This window comes from Martelella alba, assembly GCF_006516955.1.
GTDB classification, from domain to species: Bacteria; Pseudomonadota; Alphaproteobacteria; order Rhizobiales; family Rhizobiaceae; genus Martelella; species Martelella alba.
Genome location: NZ_VHLG01000002.1, coordinates 305,483 through 330,470, shown reverse-complemented (window position 1 = coordinate 330,470; position 24,988 = coordinate 305,483). Strand labels below are relative to the sequence as shown.

Annotated in this window: 21 protein-coding genes and 1 tRNA gene; 8 read left to right on the top strand and 14 right to left on the bottom strand. The window is 57.9% G+C overall.

What is annotated here, in order from left to right:
* Positions 1-117 precede the first annotated feature (117 nt).
* The 4 genes from FJU08_RS05015 (at position 118) to FJU08_RS05000 (ending at position 6,042) form a co-directional block, all read left to right on the top strand.
* Positions 118-1,362: an aromatic ring-hydroxylating oxygenase subunit alpha gene (locus tag FJU08_RS05015; protein WP_141148139.1), complete on the top strand. Its 1,245-nt coding sequence runs from the start codon at positions 118-120 to the stop codon at positions 1,360-1,362.
* 32 nt (positions 1,363-1,394) lie between these two features.
* Positions 1,395-2,480: an FAD-binding oxidoreductase gene (locus FJU08_RS05010; RefSeq protein WP_141147878.1), complete on the top strand. Its 1,086-nt coding sequence runs from the start codon at positions 1,395-1,397 to the stop codon at positions 2,478-2,480.
* Positions 2,481-2,598: 118 nt separating this feature from the next.
* Complete coding sequence (mbfA, locus tag FJU08_RS05005) at positions 2,599-3,582, top strand: iron exporter MbfA (RefSeq protein WP_141147877.1); 984 nt, start codon at positions 2,599-2,601, stop codon at positions 3,580-3,582.
* Positions 3,583-3,765: 183 nt separating this feature from the next.
* Positions 3,766-6,042: a putative bifunctional diguanylate cyclase/phosphodiesterase gene (locus tag FJU08_RS05000; RefSeq protein ID WP_141147876.1), complete on the top strand. Its 2,277-nt coding sequence runs from the start codon at positions 3,766-3,768 to the stop codon at positions 6,040-6,042.
* A 2-nt stretch (positions 6,043-6,044) separates the two neighbouring features.
* Here the strand turns inward: FJU08_RS05000 and rocF are convergent, their stop codons facing one another.
* The 7 genes from rocF to FJU08_RS04970 form a co-directional block, all read right to left on the bottom strand.
* Positions 6,045-6,968, bottom strand: a complete 924-nt coding sequence (gene rocF / locus FJU08_RS04995) for an arginase (RefSeq protein ID WP_141147875.1) — start codon at positions 6,966-6,968, stop codon at positions 6,045-6,047.
* A gap of 114 nt (positions 6,969-7,082) precedes the next feature.
* Positions 7,083-7,158, bottom strand: a tRNA-Phe gene (locus FJU08_RS04990).
* A gap of 164 nt (positions 7,159-7,322) precedes the next feature.
* Complete coding sequence (locus FJU08_RS04985) at positions 7,323-7,679, bottom strand: ArsR/SmtB family transcription factor (protein WP_141147874.1); 357 nt, start codon at positions 7,677-7,679, stop codon at positions 7,323-7,325.
* A gap of 118 nt (positions 7,680-7,797) precedes the next feature.
* Complete coding sequence (locus FJU08_RS04980) at positions 7,798-8,274, bottom strand: glyoxalase superfamily protein (RefSeq protein ID WP_141147873.1); 477 nt, start codon at positions 8,272-8,274, stop codon at positions 7,798-7,800.
* Positions 8,275-8,482: 208 nt separating this feature from the next.
* Complete coding sequence (locus FJU08_RS22690; protein WP_176086160.1) at positions 8,483-8,656, bottom strand: hypothetical protein; 174 nt, start codon at positions 8,654-8,656, stop codon at positions 8,483-8,485.
* Between the two features lie 22 nt (positions 8,657-8,678).
* A complete protein-coding gene (locus FJU08_RS04975) occupies positions 8,679-9,341 on the bottom strand; it encodes an acyl-homoserine-lactone synthase (RefSeq protein ID WP_141147872.1) in 663 nt (220 codons plus the stop codon).
* Between the two features lie 257 nt (positions 9,342-9,598).
* Positions 9,599-10,336, bottom strand: coding sequence for a helix-turn-helix transcriptional regulator (locus FJU08_RS04970; RefSeq protein WP_235890578.1), 738 nt, complete (start codon positions 10,334-10,336; stop codon positions 9,599-9,601).
* A 463-nt stretch (positions 10,337-10,799) separates the two neighbouring features.
* On the opposite strand from FJU08_RS04970, the gene FJU08_RS04965 reads away from it, so the two are divergent.
* From FJU08_RS04965 to FJU08_RS04955, 3 genes are all read left to right on the top strand, one after another.
* The gene (locus tag FJU08_RS04965; protein WP_141147871.1) at positions 10,800-12,572 is read left to right on the top strand and encodes a sugar phosphorylase; all 1,773 of its coding nucleotides are present in this window, start codon (positions 10,800-10,802) and stop codon (positions 12,570-12,572) included.
* A 457-nt stretch (positions 12,573-13,029) separates the two neighbouring features.
* Positions 13,030-13,923, top strand: coding sequence for an MBL fold metallo-hydrolase (locus FJU08_RS04960; RefSeq protein WP_141147870.1), 894 nt, complete (start codon positions 13,030-13,032; stop codon positions 13,921-13,923).
* Between the two features lie 42 nt (positions 13,924-13,965).
* A complete protein-coding gene (locus tag FJU08_RS04955; protein ID WP_141147869.1) occupies positions 13,966-14,301 on the top strand; it encodes a protein tyrosine phosphatase family protein in 336 nt (111 codons plus the stop codon).
* On the opposite strand, the gene FJU08_RS04950 is transcribed toward FJU08_RS04955, so the two are convergent.
* Positions 14,302-15,120, bottom strand: a complete 819-nt coding sequence (locus FJU08_RS04950) for a molybdopterin-synthase adenylyltransferase MoeB (RefSeq protein ID WP_407943678.1) — start codon at positions 15,118-15,120, stop codon at positions 14,302-14,304.
* Positions 15,121-15,191: 71 nt separating this feature from the next.
* Between FJU08_RS04950 and FJU08_RS04945 the strand changes: the two genes are divergently transcribed.
* Positions 15,192-15,398: a SlyX family protein gene (locus tag FJU08_RS04945; RefSeq protein WP_141147868.1), complete on the top strand. Its 207-nt coding sequence runs from the start codon at positions 15,192-15,194 to the stop codon at positions 15,396-15,398.
* Here the strand turns inward: FJU08_RS04945 and recF are convergent.
* The 6 genes from recF to FJU08_RS04915 form a co-directional block, all read right to left on the bottom strand.
* Positions 15,392-16,519 carry a DNA replication/repair protein RecF gene (gene recF / locus FJU08_RS04940; protein WP_141147867.1) on the bottom strand — a complete coding sequence of 376 codons (1,128 nt, stop codon included), beginning with the start codon at positions 16,517-16,519 and terminating at the stop codon, positions 15,392-15,394. The genes FJU08_RS04945 and recF overlap by 7 nt on opposite strands.
* A 617-nt stretch (positions 16,520-17,136) precedes the next feature.
* Positions 17,137-18,009, bottom strand: a complete 873-nt coding sequence (locus FJU08_RS04935) for a hypothetical protein (RefSeq protein ID WP_141147866.1) — start codon at positions 18,007-18,009, stop codon at positions 17,137-17,139.
* Between the two features lie 391 nt (positions 18,010-18,400).
* Positions 18,401-18,997 (bottom strand): hypothetical protein, encoded by a 597-nt coding sequence (locus FJU08_RS04930; RefSeq protein WP_141147865.1) that lies wholly within the window; start codon positions 18,995-18,997, stop codon positions 18,401-18,403.
* A gap of 463 nt (positions 18,998-19,460) precedes the next feature.
* Positions 19,461-20,600, bottom strand: coding sequence for a molecular chaperone DnaJ (gene dnaJ, locus FJU08_RS04925; RefSeq protein WP_141147864.1), 1,140 nt, complete (start codon positions 20,598-20,600; stop codon positions 19,461-19,463).
* Between the two features lie 93 nt (positions 20,601-20,693).
* On the bottom strand, positions 20,694-22,619 hold the full coding sequence (gene dnaK, locus FJU08_RS04920) for a molecular chaperone DnaK (protein WP_141147863.1): 1,926 nt from the start codon (positions 22,617-22,619) through the stop codon (positions 20,694-20,696).
* A gap of 196 nt (positions 22,620-22,815) precedes the next feature.
* On the bottom strand, positions 22,816-24,978 hold the full coding sequence (locus FJU08_RS04915; RefSeq protein ID WP_141147862.1) for a transglycosylase domain-containing protein: 2,163 nt from the start codon (positions 24,976-24,978) through the stop codon (positions 22,816-22,818).
* Positions 24,979-24,988: the final 10 nt, after the last annotated feature.

Genomic DNA, 24,988 nt, shown 5'->3' with positions numbered 1-24,988 from the left:
AGCGTGAATGACAGCGTGTCGTCATTCACGAAAGTCATGTCGTAGATGAGATGCAGGCCGCAACCGGGCGGTGTTTTAATGATCACAATTGCTTTCATTTCATCGCGCGAGGCCGCCATGACCATACGCCAGCAGATGCTTGAAGGGCTGAAGACCCGCAAGGACGGCTTCACCCTTGCCAGATCCTTCTATACCGACCCGGATTTTTTCCGCGTTGATATGGAGGAATTCTATTATCGCGACTGGCTGTTTGTCGGCCATGATTGCGAGTTGCCTAAGCCCGGCAATTATCTCACCCTCCAGGTGGGTGAATATGCTGTGATCCTGACCCGCGGGCGTGATCAGCAGATCCGGGCGCTGCATAATTCCTGTCGGCATCGTGGCTCACGGGTCTGCACCACGGAAAAGGGAACGTCTGCGAAGCTGGTCTGTCCCTATCACCAATGGACCTATGATCTCGACGGCACCTTGCAATTTGTCCGTCACATGGGCGACGATTTCGACAAGGCGAAATTCGGGCTGAAGCCGATCCATTGCGAGACGATTGCAGGTTATGTCTTTATCTGCCTTGCGGATGAGGCGCCCGATATCGCGCCCTTGCGCGCCGCGATCGGCCCCTATATGGCACCGCATCGCATTGCCGAGGCCAAGGTCGCCTTCAAATCGACGATCGTGGAGAAGGGCAACTGGAAGCTCGTCTGGGAAAATAACCGCGAATGCTATCACTGCTCGGCCAATCATCCCGAGCTTTGCCGCACCTATCCAGAGGCGTCCTCGGTTACGGGCGTTCAAGGCATGATGGATGACCCTGAAATTCTCGCTCATTGGGCGCATTGCGAGGCGGGCGGCCTGCCGTCCCGTTTCGATATGGGGGTTGACGGGCAATATCGTGTCGCCCGCATGCCGCTGATCCAAGGGGCGGAAAGCTATACGATGAGCGGAATGCCAGCCGTGAAGAAACTGCTGTCGCCGGATGTAACGACGCGCAATATCGGCACACTTCTGCTGTTCCACTATCCAACGACCTGGAACCATTTCCTGATCGATCACACGATCTCCTTCCGCGTTTTGCCGCTTGGGCCGGAGGAGACCGAGGTGACCACAACCTGGCTGGTCAACAAGGATGCCATCGAGGGCATTGACTATGACCTTGCCGAGCTGACCCATGTCTGGGTCGAGACCAATGATCAGGATCGCCGGATCGTTGAGGAAAATGCCCGCGGCATCCGTTCGCCGGCCTATGAGCCCGGGCCATACAGTCAAGAAGATGAAGGCGGCGTGATGCAGTTTGTCGAATGGTATGCCAACACGCTTGCGCGCCGGCTTTCCGGCCCGGCGCAGCCGCTTTCCGTCGTTGCCTGAGAAAACCGAGAAGTCCCGGAAGCTGAGAATTCATGGTCAAGAATCCACTGTTCAAGCATATTGATGAAATGGTGCCCTGGAATGCCCGCGAGCATATGCTTGAATGCGTGGCCTGGACGCCGGAAGCCCCGGATGTAATGACCTTCACCTTCCGGGCGGAGGCCAAGAATATCTGGTTTCGCTATCTGCCAGGGCAATTCATCACGCTGGAACTGCCAGTCGGGCCGGAGCCGGTGCTGCGCACCTATACGATCTCGTCTTCGCCGTCGCGGCCGTTCACCATTGCGGTCACGGTCAAGATGCAGGCTGACAGTATCGGTACGCGCTGGATGTTCGAACATCTTCAACCCGGCATGAAGCTCAAGGCTATCGGGCCGCTTGGCGATTTTTCCTATGTGCGTCACCCGGCCGACAAATATCTGTTCATCTCCGCTGGCTCGGGCATTACCCCGATGATGTCGATGACACGCGATCTCGGTGACCGCGATCCCGATGCCGATATCGCTTTTATCCATTGCGCCCGCTCACCCAATGACATCATTTTCCGCTGGGAACTGGAATATAAGGCGCGTTACATGCCTTTCTTTAATCTCGGCTTCATCGTTACCGAACTGGAACGGACCCAGCTCTGGTCCGGGCTGAAGGGCTGGATCGACAAGGCCAAGATTGCGCTTCTTGTGCCGGATTTTCTTGACCGCAAGGTGTTTTGCTGCGGGCCGGAACCTTTCATGGCGACGGTCAGGGAATCGCTTGCCGGCTCGGGTTTTCCCATGGCCGACAGCTATTTCGAGGAGAGCTTCAAGCCGGACAAGCCAGCGCCGATGGTGGTCGTCGGCGACAGCGGCGAGGAGGATGCGCGTCTTTCCGTGTCCTTCACCGAAACCGGCCAGACCGTTGAGGCTGAGCCCGGCTTCACGCTTTTGCAAACCGCGCGATCGGCGGGCATTCGTATTCCTTCGGCCTGCGAAAGCGGCATTTGCGGCACCTGCCGGGTCAAATGCCTCTCCGGCAAGGTCGATATGCAGCATAATGGCGGCATTCTCGACGAAGAGATTGATGAGGGCTATGTGCTCGCCTGCTGTTCACGCCCGCTGAGCGATGTTTCTGTAGAGGTCTGAACCTGTCCCCTGTCACGTCCGTATCGGAATACGCTGCAGCGCAGCAGGGTGATTGACATTTTTGCAAAATAGTTTAGAATAATTCTAAACTAAAGAATGCAAGTTTTACAGGTTCTAGATGTCTCCCTCGTTTTTTCCCGGCGCCAAGCGCTCATTTGAAAGTCTGTCCGAGCAGGAAGTGCTGGCGCTTGCCATTTCCTCCGAGGAAGACGATGCCCGTATCTACCAGGCCTATGCCAGCCGGCTTAAGGCTGACTTTCCGCAATCGGCCAAGGTGTTTGAAGACATGGCGGCGGTGGAGAACCGGCATCGCCAGGTGCTGATCGATATGCACAAGCGCCGTTTCGGGGACTATATTCCGCTGATCCGGCGTGGCCATGTTCGCGGCTTTTATGATCGCAGGCCCGACTGGCTGATGGGTACACTGTCGCTGGAGAAGATCCGCAACGCAACCATTGACATGGAGGCGCAGTCGGAACGCTTTTACCGGGCGGCCGCACAGCGCGTCTGCGATGCCGATACGCGCAAGCTCCTTGGAGATCTGGCTGCAGCGGAAGCGGGACATGGCGCGATTGCGCGTGAACTTGCCGACAAGCACACGCCGACCGAGGTTCTGGAAGAGGAAGATTCCCATGCCAATCGCCAGTTCATTCTAACCTTCGTGCAGCCCGGTCTGGCCGGTTTGATGGATGGTTCGGTATCGACGCTTGCGCCGATTTTTGCCGCCGCCTTTGCCACGCAGGATACCTGGCAGACCTTTCTGATCGGGCTTTCGGCTGCTGTCGGTGCCGGTATCTCCATGGGCTTCACCGAAGCTGCCCATGATGATGGCAAGCTGTCTGGCCGCGGCTCGCCGGTCAAACGCGGCCTTGCTTCCGGCATCATGACGGCTGTTGGTGGTCTTGGCCATGCGTTGCCCTATCTCATTCCCGACTTCTGGATTGCTACCGCCGTCGCCATTGTCGTGGTATTCTGCGAGCTATGGGCCATTGCATTCATTCAGAACCGCTATATGGAAACGCCCTTTCTGCGTGCTGCATTCCAGGTTGTTCTGGGCGGCGGGCTGGTGCTGGCAGCCGGCATTCTGATCGGCGGCGGCTGAATTTTTCGCACCGGACGATCCTTCTGCAGCCGAGCCTTTCCGAGAAACAGGCCATGGCAGCCCGGCTCACCCTATGCAGTTTTAAGTTCTGTCCGACGGGTTGCACTTCATCTACTTGTGGCGATGCCCTTTTAACCTGTATCCTGTCTGAGTATTGTTCGGGGTTGGGCGGGCGAGTGCCAAATGGAAACTAACAATATGGCCGGACGGACTGATGAACTGCGGCTGCGCAAGCATTCGCATGTCTTGTTTGGCGTTTTGGCGTTCGTTACGATTGTTGTTGCAGCCATATTGTTCGGCGTTTGGGCCGGGAAAAGCCGCGTTGATGATCAGCGTGCCACAATAGCAAGCGCTTTGGCGCATATCAGGGATGACCTGCTTAGGGATTTTGCCGGTGTTGCGGCGTTACAGCACGGTATCGGCAATGTCATTGCCGAGCAGAGAGGTGCGGTGTCTGAGATTGCCTTTGACCGGCTGGTGGAAGATTTTCTCATTCGCAATGAAAATGTCGCCGCCGCTGCCATTCTTGACAGCAATGGTATTCGCTTCAGCCATGGTTATAACCGGGCCGCCCTCGACTGGCTGTATCACGGAGCGGCCTGGCAGGATCCTGCCGAATTGGTGAACAGGCGTGCGGCGGTGAGCCTTGTGACCGCCGATCCCAAGGAAGATGGCGGATATTTTATCGGTTTGCTACAACCCTTGCCGCCCTCAGGGCAAGGCGACACTGTCAATCCCGGGCGGCGGAGCCTGGTCGTTGTGATCAATATTGCCGCTCTTTTTGCCAGCACTGTATCAGAGGCTTCCCAGTTTGGTGTCGTGTGCGCCATTGTCGACAGGGACGGGCATGTGGCTCTTGGCGCGCCTGCGGTCGGGGCCATTGAGGCTGGCAGGGCGGATCAGCTGGTCACATTGCCTGTTGATGCCTACTGGCCAGGGCCGACTGAACTGCGCCTGCTGCCGGCGGACTGGGTATTGGCCGGTATGCCCAAATCGGGCTGGGGTTTCAGTCTTTCGCAGAGGATCGGCATCTATGTTCTGACGGGTCTTTCAGGGCTCTGCGCCTTTTCCGTGGTTCTGTTGGCGCTTTATTTTTCCTGGACGCGCGGCAAGAGCAATGATCAGCTGAAGGTCAGTACGACGGCCTTGAGCAGTCGCGACCGCCGGCTTGCCTATCTGGCCGAACATGACGAGGCCACCGGGCTGAGAAACTATCGCTATCTGGAGATGTGGCGCCGGGGACAGGTGGGCAGGCCAGGACCGTTTTCCGTAATGCTGATCGACATTCACCGCTTCAAGAATGTCAATCTGACCCATGGGCCGGATGTCGGTAACCGGGTGCTGGCCACGATCGGAGCCCGCCTGCGCGAGGTGCTCGATGCAAGCTCGATCGCGGTGCGGATCGGCGGCGACAAGTTCATCATCATCTTCGCAGAGGCCATTCTGGAGGACAAAAAGCCGGCAATGCTGCAAGAAGTGGTTGATGCTGTTGAAATGCCGGTGGCGATTGATGATCACACGATCCGGCTCGGGACAGTCATCGGCATAGCGGTGGGGGCTATTGGCGACGAAGACAGGACGGAAATGCTGGGAAGAGCCGATATCGCGCTCACGGCGGCGTCAGAAACCGGGCGTGGCAGTGTTTGCTTCTTTGATGAGACGATGCGCAGGCGCTCGGCCGATATTCGCCAGATCGCTGATGATATTGTCAGCGCCATCGAGGATGATCAGCTCGTGGTGTTTTTCCAGCCGCAGCTTCGCGCCATCACCCATGCGGTGACCGGGGCCGAGGCGCTGGTCCGCTGGCAGCATCCGACACGTGGCATTCTGACGCCGGACAGCTTCATGCCGGCTGCTGAAATGATGAACTTGACGAGCCGGATCGATGCCATCGTCCTGAGAAAAACGCTTGAGCACCTCAAGGCCTGGGACGGTGCCGGGCTTTTCCTGCCGCGTCTTTCCGTCAACGTATCGGGCCCGAGGCTTGCCTCGCCCGATCTGATGGAGGATCTTGATGGACTGGATCTGCCCCCCGGTCGCCTGGCCTTCGAAGTGCTCGAAAGCGTTTATCTGGACGATGGCAATGCGGCGATGGTGAACAATCTTGCAGCTTTGCGCGCACGCGGCATTGAGATCGAAGTGGATGATTTCGGTACCGGCTTCGCCTCGATCATCTCGCTGTTGCGGTTGCGTCCGTCGCGGTTGAAAATCGACCGTCAGCTGATTTCGCCGATCATTGCAGACGAAGCGCAGCGACAGGTGATCGCAGCGATCGTCGACATTGCCCGGGCGCGCAATGTCGGGCTCGTGGCTGAAGGTGTCGAGACCCGGCGTCATGCCGAAATCCTTGAGGCGATCGGCGTTGAGACATTGCAGGGCTATGCCTTTTCAAGGCCGGTCCCGGCGGAAGATTTCGCCCGCTATCTGGCAAAACAGGGCGTGGAGCCTGTTTCAGGTTGATGTCAGCCAAAGCTGCGGGTCGGACGGTCCATCACCTGCCGGCCAAGCAGGCTGGCTGTCAGATCGCACAAAAGCGTCGCCGTGCGGCCGCGCTCGTCAAGAAAGGGATTGAGCTCAACGAGATCAAGGCTGGTGACCAGGCCGCAGTCATGCAGCAGTTCCATGACAAGATGGGCCTCACGAAAGGTGGCGCCGCCCGGTACCGTCGTGCCAACCGCAGGTGCGATCTGCGGGTCGAGAAAGTCGACATCAAGGCTGACATGCAGCATGCCATCGGCAGCGGCCACCTTGTCGAGAAAGGCCGATAGCAGCACGGCGATGCCGTTTTCATCAATGGCGCGCATGTCGTTTACCGTGACGCCGTTTTGCCGCAGGGCGCTGCGTTCGGCAGGATCAACGCTGCGAATGCCGATCATGCAGATATTTCGCGGATCAACGGGGGCCGTGAGATCGGGATAGATCCCGGAAAAGCCTGAAAGGCCTGAGAAATAGGCAACCGGGGTGCCGTGCAGATTGCCGCTCTCGGTTGTTGCCAGCGTGTGAAAATCGGGATGCGCATCCAGCCAGAGCACAAAGAGCGGGCGGCCGCGCTCCTTTGCGCGGCGGGCAACGCCGGCGACACTGCCTGCGGAGAGAATATGATCACCACCCATGAAAATCGGCAGGCCTGCTTCACTGATTTCATAGGCGCGTGCAACGATCGCATCGAGCCAGGCAACATTTTCGCCAAGCATTTTCAAGGCTGGATTGTCATGGGTGAGGGGTCTTTGCGGCGCGGGAGAAAGATTGCCGAAATCGCGAACCTCGTGGCCAAGCGCTGCAATCGCTTCGGCAAGGCCGGCCGTGCGCAGCGCACTTGGGCCCATCTCGCATCCCTTGCGCCCGGCGCCGCTTTGCACCGGTAATCCCAGCAATCGACATTCCATCAACACTCTCCCATTTGCATGATGCGCACCGCATCCAGCACCAGATTGCGCGCAGCATAGCGCTGCGGTCACGAAAAACGTAGATAGAGGTGCAGAAAAAAGATCGAAGGAAAGTGGTGCCCAGACGCGGATTCGAACCACGGACACGCGGATTTTCAATCCGCTGCTCTACCAACTGAGCTATCTGGGCATGACCTGCAAATCAGTTTTGCCGGTCCTCTCGGAGCAGCGTGGCGCCCCTTGAGTGAGCGCGTTTATAGCAGTTTGTTTTTTCAAGTCCAGCGTCAAATGATGCTTTTTTTAAGAAAAATGTTGTCTGTGGATGGCTGCAAGGTCGGGGAAACAGCCCGCTGCTCAGTTGAGCTCCGTCACAACCTCAAGCTCGGCCAGCGTGTCGAAAAACTGGCCGAAAGCCGGGTTGTTCAGACGGTAATAAACAAAGCGGCCGTCGCGTTCGGTGGAAACAAGGCCGCTGCGGCGCAGGGTCGCCAATTGTTGGGATAATTGTGCCTGGGCAAGGCCGGTTCGATGACACAATTCCGTGACGGAACATTCCTCCCCGCGCAGCGCTTCGAGTATGGCAAGCCGATGTGCATGAGCCAGCGTCTTGATCAGGCTGGAAATCCGCGTGATATCTTCAGTCGAGAGAAGTGGAGCACTCGGCCCCCTATTTTGATGCGCAACCATATTTTTCCCCTGCATCTGGGCCATGCAAGCGCTGTCATTTGTTTGTATGGCTTAGTTTCAGCTTAACAAATGACACGCGCTTGCCAAGTCGGTCAGCAGGCTTATGGTTCGTTTAAGTGAACTTACCAGAAAAAGTCTGCCCTTACAGGTCGATCACCAGATGCGGCGCCCCGTCGGAGGTGCGTGCCGTGCTGATCCTGCTTTTCCGGTCGATCGTTGCACTGATCCGCCGGCGCGGGAAAGAGAAGCTGTCGAAGGAGACAACATCAATCGGCTTGTCAAAAGCGATCGTTAGCTTGAGCGAGGCGTCGCCCAGCGTTTGCAGGGCGATGATCTTTCCCGAAAACGGATTGCCAAGATAGCGCCCCGTCACGGCGCTGCCGAGGCCCAATGTGGTCGCACTATCCGTCCTGGCGCCTTCTGTCTCACCATCGAACCTGGTGGAAAGAGCCTGGAGCGTGTTCCAGTCACGATAGCCGTGCTGGGCGGCAATCAGCTCAAGCGCGAAGCTGTGGGAAATGGTGTGTTCCTGGGCCTGCAGGGCCTGGCGCAGGCGGCGTGCCTGCCTTTTGAGGTCTTCACATGAAGGAAGGTGGCTTGCGCCATTTGCGGTGTTCATAGGCTGTCTTTCGTCAATGCGTGCAAAAAAACTGCATGGGCTCCGCATTGCCAGCCCGTCACGCCGAAAAAGCCATGATGGGAAAATCGGAAGTCTTCACCTTGTCCTGTTGCCAGGCTGCGGAGGGCAGGCGCTTCCAGCCGCCCTTCTGATAAACCAATCGCGCCGAAAATGGAAGCGGCGATGCGCCGCCTCCAATTGCTGTTCGTCAGTGAAGGCTTGCAGGATCTGATTTCTTGTTGATCTGTTCGAGCGCCATCTTGAGGATGTAGACGAGCGCTTCGTCATTGATTTCTTCTGCATCCCAAAGGGCAAGCCGGACCCAGCCGCGAATGGCGGCAAGCTTGTTCTGGTCAGTTGCGAGTTTTGTTGTGTCCTGCATAATGCCTCCGTCTATAGGCCGGTCAGGCGGCCGAAGCCATCAGTGCCCTGCCGGGTTGCGGCGCTGAGGCATTGGTAAAAAGGGAATGATTGACGCCGAGTTTGGCGCGCATGCGCTCCATGACCTCGTCGGAAACCTCGAAGGCACCGCAGCAAACCGGGTGGCGACCGTAACCATCGGCACGGCCCAGCTCGTCGACCTCGACGCCAGAGCGCCTGTAAACCCGCTTCATATGCGGCTCGTAGTTCGAGATCATCGTATGGATGCCGTGGTCGAGGGCGCATTCGCAAAGCGCAAGCAGCAACAGGCTGAAGGCATAGCCCGGGCTCATGTCGTCATGGTCGCGTTGAACGGCTTCGTCGTCAAGGCACATGCGTGTCCCTTCCCAGATGCCGGGGGCAACAAGGTCGATCGAACCCGGGAATGTGCTGCGGAAAACATCATAAAGCAGCGTCGGTCCCGTGGTCGGCATCAGCCGCATGCCGCCGTAAAGCGTCTTGCGGTCATCGCTGCACCACAGAAGGTAAACCGGGTTCATCCGGTCATAGGCATCGGCTTCACGCTCGTCGCTAACCTGAACATCCCAGCCGAGCTGATCGGCAAAGGTCTTCTTTCGCAGGCGCAGGAACTGGTCGACGAGATCTGCGTATTGCTGCTGCTGAAACTCCTGAACTGTTACAAACATTGCCTTCTCCTGTAAGGATTTCGTTGTGAGAATGAAGGCGCTCTATGGATTTGAAAATTGCCACAATTGAACGAGCACCCCTGTACGCGTACATTTGTACGGGGTTTTACGTGTAATTCAGATAGGCTTGCTGCATTGCGGCGATAAAAATGCGCGTTTTACGCGACCGTCCGCAACGCCTGATGTATAGGCGTGTCAGCGCGATCAACCGCCCGCTGATGACGGGCGGCTGTTACAGTACACGCTTAAGGAGAGGGTTAAGGGTTGATCAGCCGGAGGCGGATCGCCTTGGCGACGGCCTGGGAAATGGTGGCGCAATCAAGCTTGTAACGGGCAGAGCGCATATAGGAGCGGACCGTATGGTCGGAGATGCCGATGATCTTGGCGATCTCGCGGAATTCCTTGCCCTGGGAAATCCAGTAGAGCGTTTCAATTTCGCGCGGGCTCAGGCCGGGTGCGGGATCACTCTCGCCATAAAGTTCGCGGATCGCTTTCTTATGGATGGCGTGGGAGACCTCCATCCAGCTTTTCTTGTGGCGGGCGACGCGCTGGGGCCAGCCGGTCTCGCCAAAACGGGCATTGACGGACAGAAGCGCGCGCCGTCCTGCCTTGTCGGTGATCGGGATCGAATAACCCTCATCGGACAGACCATGGGCAAGGAAATCTGCCATCACGGCGCGGGAGCCGGCTGTTTCCTCAAGATCTGACCAGATGAAAGGCAGTGCACGGCGCAGCCCGTCGCGCACGACCGGATCGTGATTGACATAACCGCGGACGAGATAGCGGGACACCCATTCGGCGGGATAGGTTGTGCGCACAAAAGGAGCGTCGACATTCATGTCAGCTGGGACGGTCTGGGCATGGTGATAGGTGACATGACCGAGATTATAAAGGTCACGCAGCACGCGAATGGCAGCGTCAACATCGGCCGCCCTGTCAATCGCGTCAAAGACGCTTTCCTCATCCGGTTCCGTCATCGGACTGTCGCCGGACATGCCCAACTCCTTTGAATATGTGTGCACACCGTCGCGCAAGCAGTAGAGTGTAGAATTTCCAGTCAACAATGGCACACCCGCCTTACGGCCTTAATCCTAACCTTGACGTTTGCCGGTGTTCACCGGCAACAGTTCTTTCGTTCAAAAACTGGTTCACGCTTGCCTTTCATCCTGCCGAATTTGTTGCGCAGCAACAATGGGAAGGTCGCTGAACCCTGAAAACCCTGCCTTGCTGTGAGGAGCGGCTCGGGCTCCTGTCCTACTATCGCGAGGCAATGTTACCGTTATCTAAACGTATTTTAGGGTAATTGCACGTAAATTTGATGTGTTTGCAAAAGCTCACGGAAGCGAAATGAAGTGCTGCCATTGGGGGTTGTGCCGTCGATGCGCTAGCAGATTGTTGATTGGGAATTGCCAATCAGCCTCGACATGCTAACGTTAGCTCATGGGGAACGAGAGCTAAATGACGACGACAGACACACCGACCAGAACCACTGTGATCCCGCGTCGCTTGCGCGAGGGGATCAGACTCCACCTTGAAAGCATCTATCCCGAACGGGATTCCAGGGCGCTGACCCGGCAGGTGCTGGAAGCTTTCTGGGATGAAAATTCCGCACCGCGAAAAAGAGGTCGCGTTGCCGGAAACAGCATGTGGAGCGCTGAAAATGCCTATGTCATTACCTATGGCAATTCGCTGATCGATGGTGAGCACAAGCCGCTGGCGTTGCTGCATCATTTTCTGACGGAGAACCTGAAGGGGGTGATCCGTGGCGTTCATATCCTGCCCTATTTTCCGTATACGTCCGATGACGGCTTTGCCATTACCGATTATCGTGTTGTCGACAGTGGTCTTGGCGGCTGGGAGGATATCGAGCGCATCGGTCGCGAATTCCGGCTGATGTCGGATCTGGTGCTCAATCACTGTTCCAGCCAGAGCCCGTGGTTTTCGGAATTTCGCATGGGCCACGAGCCCTACAAGGATTTTTTCTTCACAGCTTCACCGGATGATGACCTTTCCCAGGTGGTCAGGCCGCGCGCGCATCCGCTTCTCAGGCAGGTGGAGACAGCCGATGGCGAGCGCTATGTCTGGTGCACCTTCAGTCACGATCAGGTAGATTTCGATTTTTCCAATCCAGACGTGCTGCTGGAATTTTTCCGGATCATGCGGTTCCATATCAATCGCGGTGTCCGCACCATAAGGCTGGATGCCTGCGCCTTCATGTGGAAGGAGGTTGGCACCTCCTGCATTCACCTGCCGCAGACACACGAGATCATCCGGCTGATGCGGTTGCTGGCCGATTTCAGTGAGGAAAGCATTGTTCTCATCACCGAGACCAATGTGCCGAATGTCGAAAACTTGAGCTATTTCGGCAATCGCAATGAAGCGCATATGATCTATAATTTCTCACTGCCGCCACTGATCGTGCATGCGCTTTTGAACGGAACATCGCAATTCCTCAATGCCTGGCAGATGGCGATGCCGCCGGCGCAGATGGGCTGCGCCTATTTCAACTTCACCGCATCGCATGACGGGATCGGGCTCAGACCAGCGGAGAGCCTTCTGTCCGATGAGGCGATTACCGGAATGGTGGAGACGGTTGAACGTTTTGGCGGGCGCGTGTCCATGCGCCAGCTTTCCGACGGTTCTGTCCGGCCCTATGAAATGAACGTCTCGCTGTTTGATGCGCTGAAGGGCACGATCAAGGGCGAGGATGACTTCAACATTGAGCGGTTCCTGTGCTCGCAGACGATTGCCATGGCGCTGGAAGGCATTCCCGCCTTTTACATCCACTCGCTGCTGGCGACGAGTAACGATATCACCGGCGTTGAGAAATCCGGTCATAACCGGGCCATCAACCGGCATCGCTGGAACTACGCCGCACTTGAGCATGCGCTGGCTGATGAGACGACCCAGCATGCCAGGGTCTTCAATGCCATGCGGCGGCTGATCGGCATCAGGATCCAGCAACCGGCCTTCCACCCCAATGCAACGCAGTTCACCCTGCATCTGGGCGAGAAGCTGTTCGGCTTCTGGCGTCAGAGCGTTGACCGGTCGCAGAGCATTTTCGCAATCAACAATGTCTCGGATGAAGCGATCGAAATTCCGGCCATGTCGCTGAATTTGATCGGTGGGGAGAACTGGGTTGATCTGATTACCGGCGAGACAATCGGACAAGGCAATCAAAAGATCAGTTTTGCGCCCTATCAGTGCCGCTGGATTTCAAATCGGATTTGAATGCCATCGCGATATTGGCTGTTTTGAAAAGGGGGCGCGGTTTTGCTGCGCCCCCCAGACTGCTGACAAACCCTGTCCCCTTCTCTAACGTCATGCCTGTGCTTGTCACAGGCATCCAGCCGACGCGCGTCCGCGCGGCGAAAGAACCTGCTTATTCAAATTCTTAAGAATATGGATCCCCGTGACAAGCACGGGGATGACGACGGAGGCGATGGCTACTTCACCCCAAACAGACAAGCTGAATGACTTTGTCAGCAGCCAGGGGGGCGCGGTTTTGCTGCGCCCCCTTTTTGTTATGCGGGCGTTGATCAACAAACCCGCTTTCGATTTTGCGCGCAAGCATATGATCGGATAACAGAGCGTGCCATTGGCAATTGACAAATTCGTGAATTCGTATATACGAATAACTGTAAATATGGATGGTGAAACTGAGTTTCCGTCCTGAAGGAGACCTTTCTTGCGCGAAACGCTTCCCTTTACGCCGGACCTTTCCGAGACAGCTGAGGTTGAGCCGTTTTTTGATTCGGCCACCAACACGGTGACCTATGTGGTCGCCGATCCGCGGACCAGCGCCTGCGCCGTGATCGACAGTGTGCTCGACATAGACTATGCCGCTGGCCGGATTTCAAGCGACAGCGCCGACCGGGTCATTGCCTTCGTTCGTGCGAAGGGGCTCAAGGTTGAATGGATTATCGAGACCCATGTCCATGCCGACCACCTTTCGGCAGCGCCCTATCTTCAGGATCAGCTTGGCGGCAAGCTTGGCATCGGTGCGCGGATCATTGAGGTGCAGGACGTATTCGGCAAGATTTTCAACGAGGGTACTGAGTTTCAGCGCGATGGTTCGCAGTTTGACCGGCTGTTTGAAGATGGTGACAGCTACGCCATCGGCAGCCTGACAGCTCATGTGATGCACACGCCGGGGCATACACCGGCCTGCATGACGCATGTCATCGGCAATGCTGCCTTTGTTGGTGACACGCTGTTCATGCCGGATGGCGGCTCGGCGCGGGCTGATTTTCCCGGTGGCGATGCGCGTGCGCTCTATCACTCGATCATGCGCGTCCTGTCCCTGCCCGATGAGGTCCGCCTGTTTATATGCCATGACTATGGACCGAATGGCCGGGCGATCGCCTGGGAAACCACCGTTGGGGAAGAGCGGCGAGCCAATATTCATGTGGGCGAGGGGAGCAATGAAGAGGCCTTTGTGGCGCTGCGCGAGGCGCGCGATAAAACGCTGGCCATGCCACGGCTGATCCTACCCTCGCTGCAGGTCAATATGCGCGCCGGACAGGTGCCGAAAGACAAGGATGGAAGGCCAATGCTCAAGGTGCCGCTCAACGCATTCTGAGGCATGGCAAAACGCCGCCGGATGCGGCACAGGAGTGAAGAAATGCATGCACGTCCCGTCACCCATAATTATCATGTCACAGGCCAGTTGAAGCCAGCTGACATGGCAGACGTTGCCAAGGCCGGCTATGAGGCCGTGATCTGCATGCGGCCAGACGGCGAAGGCTTTTTTCAGCCGAAATTCGCCGATGTCGAGACCGCTGCCAGATCCGCAGGGCTGAAGGTTTTCTATCTGCCTGTTGGCGGTACCTCTTCGCCTATTACCCAGGCGCCCAAGCTTAAGGCGATCCTGAAAGAGGTTCAGGGTCCGGTTCTGGCCTATTGCGCGTCCGGCGGGCGCTGCGCCAATCTTTATCAACTGGCCCAACAGGCGGGCTGATCACCTTGGCGTTTCGCGGCGGCGGTAGTTGATCGTATCAAAGCGGGCTGACAGCGCATCATAAAGCAGCAGCCTGCCGATCAGCGGTTCGCCCGTGCCGGTGGCAAGCTTGATTGCCTCCATCGCCATCAAGGTGCCGACGACACCGGTTGCGGCCCCCAAAATACCGGCCTCGGCGCAGGATGGCACCAGGCCTGGCGGTGGCTTTTGCGGAAAAATATCGCGGTAGCCGGGCAAAAGGCTGCCGTCATCTGCCGTTTCATAAGGCTTCAGCACGGTCAGCGAGCCGTCAAAACGGCCAACGGCGCCGCTGACGAGCGGGATCTGCGCCTGTTCTGCGGCATCTGCGGCCAGATAGCGCGTGTCGAAATTGTCCGAGCCGTCAATCACCAGATCAAAGCCCGAGAGCATGTTTGCCGCATTGTCAGCGGTAAGCCGCGTGTGGAACAGCCGGCAGGTCACATGCGGGTTGAGCCGGGCGATGGCAGCACGGGCGCTCTCCGTTTTTTCTTCACCGATCATGTCCGAGGAATGGATCACCTGCCGTTGCAGATTGGACAGGCTGACGCGGTCATCATCGGCAATGCCGAGCGTGCCGATGCCAGCGGCAGAAAGATAAAGCAGAACCGGCGCGCCAAGGCCGCCGGCGCCGATCACCAGCACGCGGGCTCGTTTCAGCGCCTGCTGGCCGGGGCCGCCGATTTCCGGCAGCACGATATGGCGGGCATAGCGTTCGATTTCGTCGTCTGACAGGAATTCACTCATGGTGGCGAAAATGGTGGTTTTCCGCTGATTTGCAAGCCCTGCTTGACATCGCATGTGCTTAACCGGAAGAAAGGCTGGAACGGTTCAGCTTAACGCGGCGCCGTTTTGCGGCAAGGAGACCACTGATGACTGAGGACGATCGGATCACCCATCTCGAGGAAGTGGTTGCCCATCAGGCGAACACGATTGAGGAACTTTCGGAACAGATTGCCGAACAGTGGCGGGTGATCGAGCGGCTGAAACGGCAGACCGAGGCGCTGACCGAAGGTTTTCTGGCGCTTGAAGAACAGGCACTGGAGCGGCCGGCCGTCACCAAGCCGCCGCATTATTGAAATTCAGATTGCGTCACGCCGCCATCGGACACGTGAAAGAACTGGCCGTTGTCACCGATCGCTTCAAAGAGTGCCCGGTCGGTGCCGGTCATGAAGGCTTGGCCGCCGATTTCATCGATCATGGCGAATAGCGCGGCGCGGCGATCGCTGTCCAGATGGGCGGCAACCTCATCGAAAAGCATGATCGGCGGGTGGCCGGAAATGCGGCGGGTGAGCCTTGCATGGGCAAGGACGAGCCCCAGCAGAAGAGCCTTCTGTTCGCCGGTTGAACCAAGTGCGGCCTCGATATCCTTCTGGGCGTGGTAGACGACCAGATCCGAGCGATGCGGGCCTTCAAGTGTGCGTCCGGCGGCCGCATCGCGGCGGCGGCCTTCTTCCAGCATGGCGATGTAGCGATCTTCGAGATCAATTGCGGGGCCTGACATGTCGTCGGCAAAAAAACCTGACAGACCGGTCCTTGGTGCAGGAAAGGGCGTTTCAACGTCACTGACAAGGCTTGCCAGCAGCGACAGCAATTCCCGCCTGGCCAATGTCATGGCAATGCCGAGCGAGGCCATCTGGTTTTCCAGGCCGGAAAGCCAGGCCGGATCGAGCCGTCCCTCGGCAAGCAACCGGTTGCGACTGCGCATGGCCTTTTCGAAATCGGAAACCCGGCGTCCATGGGTGGGGTCAATTGCCAGTACCATGCGATCGAGGAAGCGTCGGCGGTCGGCTGCCTGGCCGGTAAACAAGCCATCCATGGCCGGCGTGAGCCAGACGACGCGCAGATGTTCCAGCAAAGCCTCGGTGCTTGTGGCTGGCGCACCATTGATGCGGAGCTTCCGCGCAGCGCCTTCCACGCCATCCGTTCCGGTGCCGATTGCAACATCGCCGGCCATACCGTTCAGCGTGGCAAAAACCGAAAAGCCGGTTTGTTCACCCTGTCGCGCGATCTGGGCATAGACCGCCCGGCGTAATCCGCGGCCCGGTGAAAGAAGCGAGACCGCTTCGAGGAGATTGGTCTTGCCTGCGCCATTATTGCCCGTCAGCACGACATGACGGCCGTCAAATTGCAGGCCCGCCTGTCGATAGTTGCGAAAATCGGTCAGTTTGAGGCTGTTGAGGCAGATCTCTGCGGACATAAGGTGACTTAAACGTTCGGAATCGGTTTCCCGTCTTAGCGCAGACAAGGCTGATGCGAAATCGATTTCCGCGTCAAGCGTGCAAAGATATACTGGCCTGTAGCTGTTTTTGGTTCCAATTGGGCTGGTTCAAAAAGGCGAAACAAGTAGCTTATCATATCGTAGCTGGTGGTCGTGATTAAGCCGGCGTGACGATGTTGCAGAGAGATGGAAGCCGGCTTTCCGCGCGGTCCTGCCCCGTGAAATGAGATCGTCATTTCGATGACAGCATTTTCGCGACAAACCCCGGGCGCATGCGCCGACCGCAGTCAGGAGAAAAGCGACAAGGCTAGATGCCCTGGTTGTCGGATGACTGATCGGCGCTCAGATTGCTGGTGGCGCCATTCCGATGGCTGGATTGGTGTGATCCGCGTCTCCCATTGATGTCATTTCCGTGCTTGTTACGGAAACCAATGTTTTCAGGGCATTGAACAGAAAGGCGTCGCGCTCGCCGGGCCAATGCATGCCTGCCAGATATCTGTGGACCAGATACAGATATGAGGTCTGACGGAAGGTGGGGTTTTTCAACGATTTGAGCGCCGGTCTGAGTCCATCAGATCGGCGCCTTGGGTATCGCGTCAGGTCGGTGAAGCCGAGGTGGGCGGAATTTCGAACTCTATCACCGGTGTTGGCAGTGGTGTTGGCGTTGTGATCGTTACCTCGGTCGGTGTCGTTGTCGCAACTTCGGTCGGCGTCTGTGTTGTTGTTGCCTGTGATGGTGCTGGCTGTGATGTGCCCGGCACGGTCTTCCCGTCTGCGGTGTCATTGCTGCTGGAGCTCGAGTCGCTCCCACTGCTGGAACCCGAACTGCTGCCGGATGTTCCTGAACTCGATCCGCTTCCCGTAGTAGAAGAGCTGCTGGAACTCCCAGCCGATGAGGCAGAACCCGTGCTCCCGCCGGATGGGCTGCTGCCAATGCTGCCGCCAAAATTGCCATTATCCAGATCGAAGCCGCCGTCATCGGTGGGGTTTCCAGGAACCGAACCGGCCAAATTGGTCTGGGGCGCTACATTATTGAGGGCAGTGGTCACGGTTGTGCGGCTCGAGCCTCGGCTTGCCTGAATGGCAGCGTTGGAAACGGCAGACTTGGTATTGGCGGGCGCGGCCTGATAGGCCGCCGTTGCAACGGCAGCCCGGCCCGCTGCAGGCGTCGCCGCGATGGCCTGTTGTGTGATTTGTGGTGCGACCGAAGGGAAAGAGGTGATGAAGTCGCGGGTGATTGTGGCCGCCGCCGCCGGGTTCGCCTTGACGACCTGTGTCACGAGGTTGGCGACATTGATGTTGGGCCGCGCTCTGATCAGTTGCTGCAGCGCTTGCACGCGCTGGGCATCCGGCATCCGGGCGAGTGATCGAATGGTGGCCCGGTCAACGGTCGCGCTTTGTGCCGAGGCCGTTCCGGCACCGATGATTTGCCCCAAGGGCATATGTGGAACGGACGGCACTGCTGCCATGGGAGCTGTCAGAAAAAGGAAAGCAAAACTATATGACAATGCGGCTTTGTGCATCGTTGTCTCCGCAGATCGAGAATAGAAATTTGATATATTGTTATCACGCAAATATTAAAATGTTAAATTACTTGTATTAATTATTTTAGAATTTTTATGATTATTTTTTACATGTATTGTTGTATTTTATACATGTTGAAAACATTTATGCTGAATTTAAATTTTGCCAATGGTGAGGCCTTGGCCGTTTTTCCGGCTGATGGCACCGTGGACCGCCTATGTCTGTGGCACTGGGACTGCGAAAACGGACAACAAAAAACCCGCCAATTGGCGGGTTTCGGCTGCATCATTTCCCTGCCAGCGTCCTTGAAGGACGCCGGTAAGAGCTTTTAGGCGATCAGCTCGGCGAAGCGGGGCTGGCGTCACCGCCGTTGTTGCTGGTCGACGAAGATGTTGTAGAGCCGGAGACGCTCGTTGTCGTGGTGCCGCCGCCTGTCGTGGTGGTGGTGGTCTGATTGCCTGTCGTCACTGATCTGGTGCCGGTCTGCGTGTCCACAACAGTGGTTGTTCCACCAGACGTCGAGACACTGACTGAGCGGGTTGCGCTACCGCCATTGCTAACCTGCGAAGCAGTCTGCGTTGCAGCTGTTGCCGTCGTCGTGTTCAGGCTGGATTTTGCCTGCGTTGAGGAAACCGAGGGACTGTTGGCAACCGCGTTCACCGCGCCAACGACATCCGGCGTGGAGAAGGTCGTGTTGGTCGCGGCTGAAATCTCAGCAACAGCATCGGCAACAGCGGCCTGAACCTGTGCCGGCGTCGGGTTGGCACCAAGTGCGGCAACCTTGGCGGCGATACGCCCGGCGAGCAGGCTTTGCGGTGTTGTCACTGCCTGCGCGTAAGCAGCAGTCGGTACGGCAACGCCCATCGCGGCCGTCGTACCGAGTGTCAGGGCAACGGCAGTTGCCGCAGCGTAGAATGACCGTGAAAGGGGCATCAGGGAACTCCTCTGTTTCTATCTTGTAAGATAGTCAAAATGCTATTTTAGTCAAAGCTCATATGGGAGATTTCTGTTTTCTCATCCGTCTTGGTGTCGCATCGCATGTAAGTGTTGCAATGCAGCAACAGAAAATCGCCTTTCCAATAAGATGTGGGTCCTAAATTACATGGTTTACGTGTCTTTTCAAGTATGTATGCACCGCTCAAATGCTGGTTTGCGCTATCAAATTCAAATTCTTGATCAATAAAGCGTCAACGCAGGTTTAGGTTCCGATGGAATGGAAAGGCTGACGAAAGTCATGTCGGCGATGTCGCAAGGCGGCATCCGCAGCGACCAGATCTGTGGATCCGGGCTCCTTGTTAGGCGCTGCTATCCGCAAATGACTTGATAGATGGCGGGAGGATCAAGGCTGCAAAAGTCAGCCCCGCCGTGCAGATATGGCTGCAGGCGAGGCGACTATTTATTCCGTTCCGAAGAAGTCCTTCATCCGGGCGAAGAAGCCGTTTGATTCCGGGCTGTTTTCGCTGGAGGAGATTTCAGCGAATTCCTCCATAAGCTCGCGCTGGCGCTTGGTCAGCTTTTGCGGCGTCTCGACGCGGACCTGAATGTAAAGGTCGCCGCGCTGTGACGAGCGCAACACCGGCATGCCCTTGCCCTTCAGGCGGAACTGCTTGCCGGTCTGGGTACCTTCCGGCACGGCGACGCGGGACTTCGCGCCATCAAGCGTGGTCACCTCGAATTTGCCGCCAAGGGCCGCCTGGGTCATGGAGATCGGGATCACGCAATGCAGATCGGCGCCATCCCGCTGGAAGAAGGGATGGGGGGTGACGGAGAGAAATATATAGAGATCGCCCGAGGGGCCGCTACGCAGGCCCGCTTCACCTTCGCCCTGAAGGCGGATGCGGGTCCCGTCTTCAATACCGGCCGGAATGTTCACCGACAGCGAGCGTTCCTGCATCACACGGCCTTCGCCGCGGCATTTGGGGCAGGGGTCGGAAATGGTTTCACCACGTCCGTGGCAGGTCGGGCAGGTGCGCTCGACGGAGAAAAAGCCCTGAGCCGCGCGCACGCGGCCTGCGCCATGACAGGTCGGGCAGGTGGTGGGCTTGGTGCCGGGCTTGGCGCCGGAGCCCGAACATTCGTCACAGACGATCGAGGTCGGAACCCGGATCTGTGCCGTCTTGCCCTCAAAGGCTTCCTCAAGGGTGATTTCCATATTGTAGCGCAGATCCGCGCCACGTTCGCGACCACCGGAGGAGCGCCGCCCGCGGGCACCGCCCATCATCTCGCCGAAAATATCTTCGAAAATATCAGAGAACCCACCGGCACCGGAGAAGCCGCCTGCGCCGAAGCCACCGGCACCCGGACCGCCATTTTCAAAGGCGGCATGGCCGAAACGGTCATAGGCCGCGCGCTTTTGCGGGTCCTTCAGCGTTTCATAGGCTTCGTTGATTTCCTTGAACTTCTTCTCGGCCTCGGGATTGTCCGGATTCTTGTCCGGGTGATACTTCATTGCAAGTTTGCGGAAAGCGCTCTTCAGCTCCTTTTCGTCGGCCGTCTTGGCGACGCCGAGCGTTTCGTAATAATCCGCTTTTGCCATAAAGGTCCCAACCTCTTTATAGGAATGTCCGGCCGCGAATGCGCGGCCGGGCTTTTGGTAGTGATGTGATGTTATCCTGTCAGATCAGGATGCTCAGGCCGACTTCTTCTTGTCGTCGTCGTCGCTGACATCTTCGAAATCGGCATCGACAACATCGCTGTCGGCGTCCTTCTGGGCGTCAGCCGAGGCCTGTGCCGTTTCATCAGCCTGCTGGGCTTCATAGATCGCCTGGCCAAGCTTCATGGAAGCTTCCATGAGGGTCTGGGTCTTGGCCTGCAGGTCTTCGGCGTCCGGCGTTTCGGCAGCAACGGCTTCCTTCAGCGCATCGATCGCAGCCTGGATGGCATTGCGGTCTTCTTCGGAAACCTTGTCACCATGTTCTGCCAGCGACTTCTCGCTGGAGTGAACAAGGCTTTCGGCCTGATTCTTGGCTTCAACACCAGCACGACGCTTCTTGTCTTCCTCGGCGTGCGATTCGGCATCCTTGACCATCTGGTCGATGTCGGCGTCGGAGAGGCCACCCGAAGCCTGGATACGGATCTGCTGTTCCTTGCCGGTACCCTTGTCCTTGGCCGAAACCTGAACGATGCCGTTGGCGTCGATATCGAAGGTCACTTCGATCTGCGGAACGCCGCGCGGTGCCGGCGGCAGGCCGACGAGGTCGAACTGGCCGAGGATCTTGTTGTCGGCAGCCATTTCACGCTCGCCCTGGAAGACGCGGATCGTCACGGCCGACTGGTTGTCCTCGGCGGTCGAGAAGACCTGGGATTTCTTGGTCGGGATCGTGGTGTTGCGGTCGATCAGGCGGGTGAACACGCCACCCAGCGTTTCGATGCCGAGCGACAGCGGGGTCACGTCGAGCAGCAGAACGTCCTTGACGTCGCCCTGCAGAACACCGCCCTGGATCGCAGCACCGAGCGCCACGACTTCGTCCGGGTTAACACCCTTGTGCGGCTCCTTGCCGAACAGCTGCTTGACGGTTTCCTGAACCTTGGGCATGCGGCTCATGCCGCCGACCAGAACCACTTCGTCGATGTCGCTGGCGGAAACACCGGCATCCTTCAGTGCTGCCTTGCACGGGTTGATGGTGCGCTTGACGAGGTCTTCTACAAGGCTTTCGAATTTCGCGCGGGTCAGCTTCAGCGTCAGGTGCTTCGGGCCGGAAGCATCAGCTGTGATGAAGGGCAGGTTGACTTCGGTCTGCTGCGACGAGGACAGCTCGATCTTGGCCTTTTCTGCGGCTTCCTTCAGGCGCTGAAGGGCCAGCTTGTCGGAGGTCAGGTCAATGCCGTTGTCCTTCTTGAACTCGGCAGCCAGATATTCGACCAGTCGCATGTCGAAGTCTTCACCACCAAGGAAGGTGTCGCCATTGGTGGACTTCACTTCGAACACGCCGTCGCCGATTTCGAGGATCGACACGTCAAAGGTACCGCCGCCAAGGTCATAGACCGCAATGGTCTTGCCGTCATTCTTGTCGAGACCATAGGCGAGCGCTGCTGCCGTCGGCTCGTTGATGATGCGCAGCACTTCAAGGCCGGCAATCCTGCCTGCATCCTTGGTGGCCTGACGCTGGGCGTCGTTGAAGTAGGCGGGAACCGTGATGACAGCCTGCTCAACCTTCTCGCCGAGATAGGCTTCTGCGGTTTCCTTCATCTTCTGAAGGATCATCGCGGAAATCTGCGAGGGGGAGTAGGGCTTGCCAGCGGCTTCAACCCATGCGTCGCCATTGTCGCCGCGCACGATCTTGTAGGGAACCAGGCCCTTGTCCTTGGTCACGGTCGGGTCGTCGAAACGGCGGCCGATCAGGCGCTTGACGGCAAACAGCGTGTTCGTCGGGTTTGTGACGGCCTGACGCTTTGCCGGCTGTCCGACGAGACGTTCGCCATCATCGGAAAAACCGACCATGGACGGGGTCGTGCGGGCGCCTTCAGAATTTTCAATTACCTTTGCGTCCTTGCCATCCATGATGGCGACGCAGGAGTTGGTGGTTCCGAGGTCGATACCAATTACTTTTGCCATTTTTCGCTGTCTCCTTGTAGCAGGCCATCAGAACCCGTCAGGCATTCAATGGATGGCCCCTTGAGCTATGGTCTTAAACGATTACGCGGCGAAATCACCGTTGTGAGCGCTATATAATGAGCGAAAAAACGCTCTGCAAGGCACGTTCAATGGGTGATAACGGCATTTGCATGGCTTTTCTTGCTGCAAGCGGTGTTCAACCGCCTCCCAGAAGCTGCAACCAGCCGCCTGAACGCCGGGCCGGTTGCGGCTGCTGTGTGCCGACATCGCCAGGCGGCACCGGCATTGCCTGGTTATTTTGTGATGCAGAGCCCGTCGGCGGGGCCGATTGCTGACCATTGCCGGACAGCCGCCCGAGAAAATCTGTAATCGTGGTTGTGCCGCCATTGCCGGCGACAGCCGGGGCGCTGGAAGGTTCGATCAGCCTGCCGCCGCCATAAAGCGGTTTCGGTGTCAGTCCCTTATGGGCCGCCGCCATGAAATTGTGCCAGGTTTCGGCCGGCAATGTACCACCCGTCACGCCCTTCATCGGGCTGTTGTCGTCATTGCCAAGCCAGATGCCAGCCGTCAGATTGGAGGTGAAACCAATGAACAGCGCATCGCGGGAGGATTGCGTCGTGCCGGTCTTGCCTGCCACCTGCCAGCCGTCAATGGCGGCCCTGCGTCCGGTGCCTTCGGTGACGACATGCATCAGCATACCGTCCATATTGGCCGCCACTTGCGGGGCGAGCACACGCGGCGGGGCGCCGAAATCCGCCTTGTACAGCGATTTCCCCGATGAGGTTTCGATTGAGCTGACGAGATAGGGCGTCGCCTTGTAACCGCCATTCATGAAGGCGGTATAGGCACTGGTCAGCTCCATCAGCGTGACCTCTGACGTGCCAAGCGCGATTGAGGCATTGGGGGCGATATCGGATTCAATCCCCAGCCGGTGGGCAAGCTTGACCACATGGTCGGGGCCCGCCTCCATCACCAGCTGTGCGGCGATCGTATTGACGGAATGGGCCAGCGCCTCGGTCAGCGTGATCGGCCCTTCATAGGTCTTCTCGTAATTTTCCGGCGTCCAGTCACCGATCTTGATGGGCGCGTCATTGCGCACCGAATCAGGCCAGTCACCGATTTCCAGCGCCGAGGCGTAGACGAAGGGCTTGAAGGCGGAGCCGGGCTGGCGTTTGGCTGTCGCCGCGCGGTTATACTGGCTCTTGGCATAATCACGGCCGCCGACGACGGCGCGCACCGCACCCGTTGCGTCGACCGCTACCAGAGCACCCTGGCTGACGCGGTATTTCTGGCCCTTGCTGTCGAGCGTGTTCTGGATCGCCTCTTCGCCGGCCTTTTCCAGATGCGGGTCAATGGTCGTGTGGACAATGATGTCGCCCTTCACATCGCCGATCAGATCGGGCAGATCGGACATCACCATGTCGGCGGCATAATGCTGCGCGCCGGACCAGTAGCTCGGTGCCTTGGTCGGTTTGCGCGCCATGGCCGCTGTCATGTCCTCGTCGTCAATCATGCCCTGATCATGCATGGCCGTCAGCACCACCTGGGCCCGGTCTTCGGCAGCCTTCGGGTCATGGGCTGGCGACAGGCGTGAGGGGGCCTTGACGAGACCGGCGAGAAGGGCGGCCTCACCAAGGGTGACATCGCTTGCGGATTTGTGGAAATAACGCTGGGAGGCAGCCTCCACACCATAGGCGCCGGAGCCGAAATAGACGCGGTTCAGATAAAGTTCGAGGATCTGGTCCTTGGTGAACTTGGTCTCCAGCCAGACGGCGAGCAGCACTTCCTGCACCTTGCGCTCAAGCGTTCGGTCGGGGGACAGGAACAGGTTCTTCGCCAGCTGCTGCGTCAGCGTCGAACCGCCCTGCACGGTATGGCCGGAAATCAGGTTGGTCACCAGCGCGCGGCCGAGACCGATCGGATCGATGGCGAAGTGTGAATAGAAGCGCTTGTCTTCGATGGCGACGATGGCTTCGGGAATATAGGGCGACATGTCCGAAAGCGGCACGGCTTCGCCACCGGTCACGCCGCGATTGGCGATCAACGAACCGTCGACGGCGACGATCTTGACATTGGGCGGGCGGTCCGGAATGGCCCAGGTCGAGGCCGAAGGCATCTGTGCGCCATAATAGATGACGATGCCGGCAACGGCGACCACACACCATACGGCGGCAATGGCACCCCAGTAGAGCACAAACCGTGCGGTACGGGTGATCGGCCCCCTGCTCGTCTTGCGGCGGGCGCTACTCTTCTTGCTCTTGCCTTTGCCCGAACCTGTGCTGCGCCGCTGTGGCGGCGTCTTGTCATTATCGAACAGGGAGGGTTCGTGCTTGGTGCGCGCTTTTTTCTTTCCCGCCATAAGGCCTTAT

What these genes read in the sequence shown, in the direction of transcription:
- FJU08_RS05015 (WP_141148139.1), top strand. Translation starts at nt 118, where the DNA reads ATGACCATACGCCAGCAGATGCTTGAAGGGCTGAAGACCCGCAAGGAC.
- FJU08_RS05010 (WP_141147878.1), top strand. Translation starts at nt 1,395, where the DNA reads ATGGTCAAGAATCCACTGTTCAAGCATATTGATGAAATGGTGCCCTGG.
- mbfA (WP_141147877.1), top strand. Translation starts at nt 2,599, where the DNA reads ATGTCTCCCTCGTTTTTTCCCGGCGCCAAGCGCTCATTTGAAAGTCTG.
- FJU08_RS05000 (WP_141147876.1), top strand. Translation starts at nt 3,766, where the DNA reads ATGGAAACTAACAATATGGCCGGACGGACTGATGAACTGCGGCTGCGC.
- rocF (WP_141147875.1), bottom strand. Translation starts at nt 6,968, where the DNA reads ATGGAATGTCGATTGCTGGGATTACCGGTGCAAAGCGGCGCCGGGCGC.
- FJU08_RS04985 (WP_141147874.1), bottom strand. Translation starts at nt 7,679, where the DNA reads ATGGCCCAGATGCAGGGGAAAAATATGGTTGCGCATCAAAATAGGGGG.
- FJU08_RS04980 (WP_141147873.1), bottom strand. Translation starts at nt 8,274, where the DNA reads ATGAACACCGCAAATGGCGCAAGCCACCTTCCTTCATGTGAAGACCTC.
- FJU08_RS22690 (WP_176086160.1), bottom strand. Translation starts at nt 8,656, where the DNA reads ATGCAGGACACAACAAAACTCGCAACTGACCAGAACAAGCTTGCCGCC.
- FJU08_RS04975 (WP_141147872.1), bottom strand. Translation starts at nt 9,341, where the DNA reads ATGTTTGTAACAGTTCAGGAGTTTCAGCAGCAGCAATACGCAGATCTC.
- FJU08_RS04970 (WP_235890578.1), bottom strand. Translation starts at nt 10,336, where the DNA reads ATGTCCGGCGACAGTCCGATGACGGAACCGGATGAGGAAAGCGTCTTT.
- FJU08_RS04965 (WP_141147871.1), top strand. Translation starts at nt 10,800, where the DNA reads ATGACGACGACAGACACACCGACCAGAACCACTGTGATCCCGCGTCGC.
- FJU08_RS04955 (WP_141147869.1), top strand. Translation starts at nt 13,966, where the DNA reads ATGCATGCACGTCCCGTCACCCATAATTATCATGTCACAGGCCAGTTG.
- FJU08_RS04950 (WP_407943678.1), bottom strand. Translation starts at nt 15,120, where the DNA reads ATGCGATGTCAAGCAGGGCTTGCAAATCAGCGGAAAACCACCATTTTC.
- FJU08_RS04945 (WP_141147868.1), top strand. Translation starts at nt 15,192, where the DNA reads ATGACTGAGGACGATCGGATCACCCATCTCGAGGAAGTGGTTGCCCAT.
- recF (WP_141147867.1), bottom strand. Translation starts at nt 16,519, where the DNA reads ATGTCCGCAGAGATCTGCCTCAACAGCCTCAAACTGACCGATTTTCGC.
- FJU08_RS04935 (WP_141147866.1), bottom strand. Translation starts at nt 18,009, where the DNA reads ATGGCAGCAGTGCCGTCCGTTCCACATATGCCCTTGGGGCAAATCATC.
- FJU08_RS04930 (WP_141147865.1), bottom strand. Translation starts at nt 18,997, where the DNA reads ATGCCCCTTTCACGGTCATTCTACGCTGCGGCAACTGCCGTTGCCCTG.
- dnaJ (WP_141147864.1), bottom strand. Translation starts at nt 20,600, where the DNA reads ATGGCAAAAGCGGATTATTACGAAACGCTCGGCGTCGCCAAGACGGCC.
- dnaK (WP_141147863.1), bottom strand. Translation starts at nt 22,619, where the DNA reads ATGGCAAAAGTAATTGGTATCGACCTCGGAACCACCAACTCCTGCGTC.
- FJU08_RS04915 (WP_141147862.1), bottom strand. Translation starts at nt 24,978, where the DNA reads ATGGCGGGAAAGAAAAAAGCGCGCACCAAGCACGAACCCTCCCTGTTC.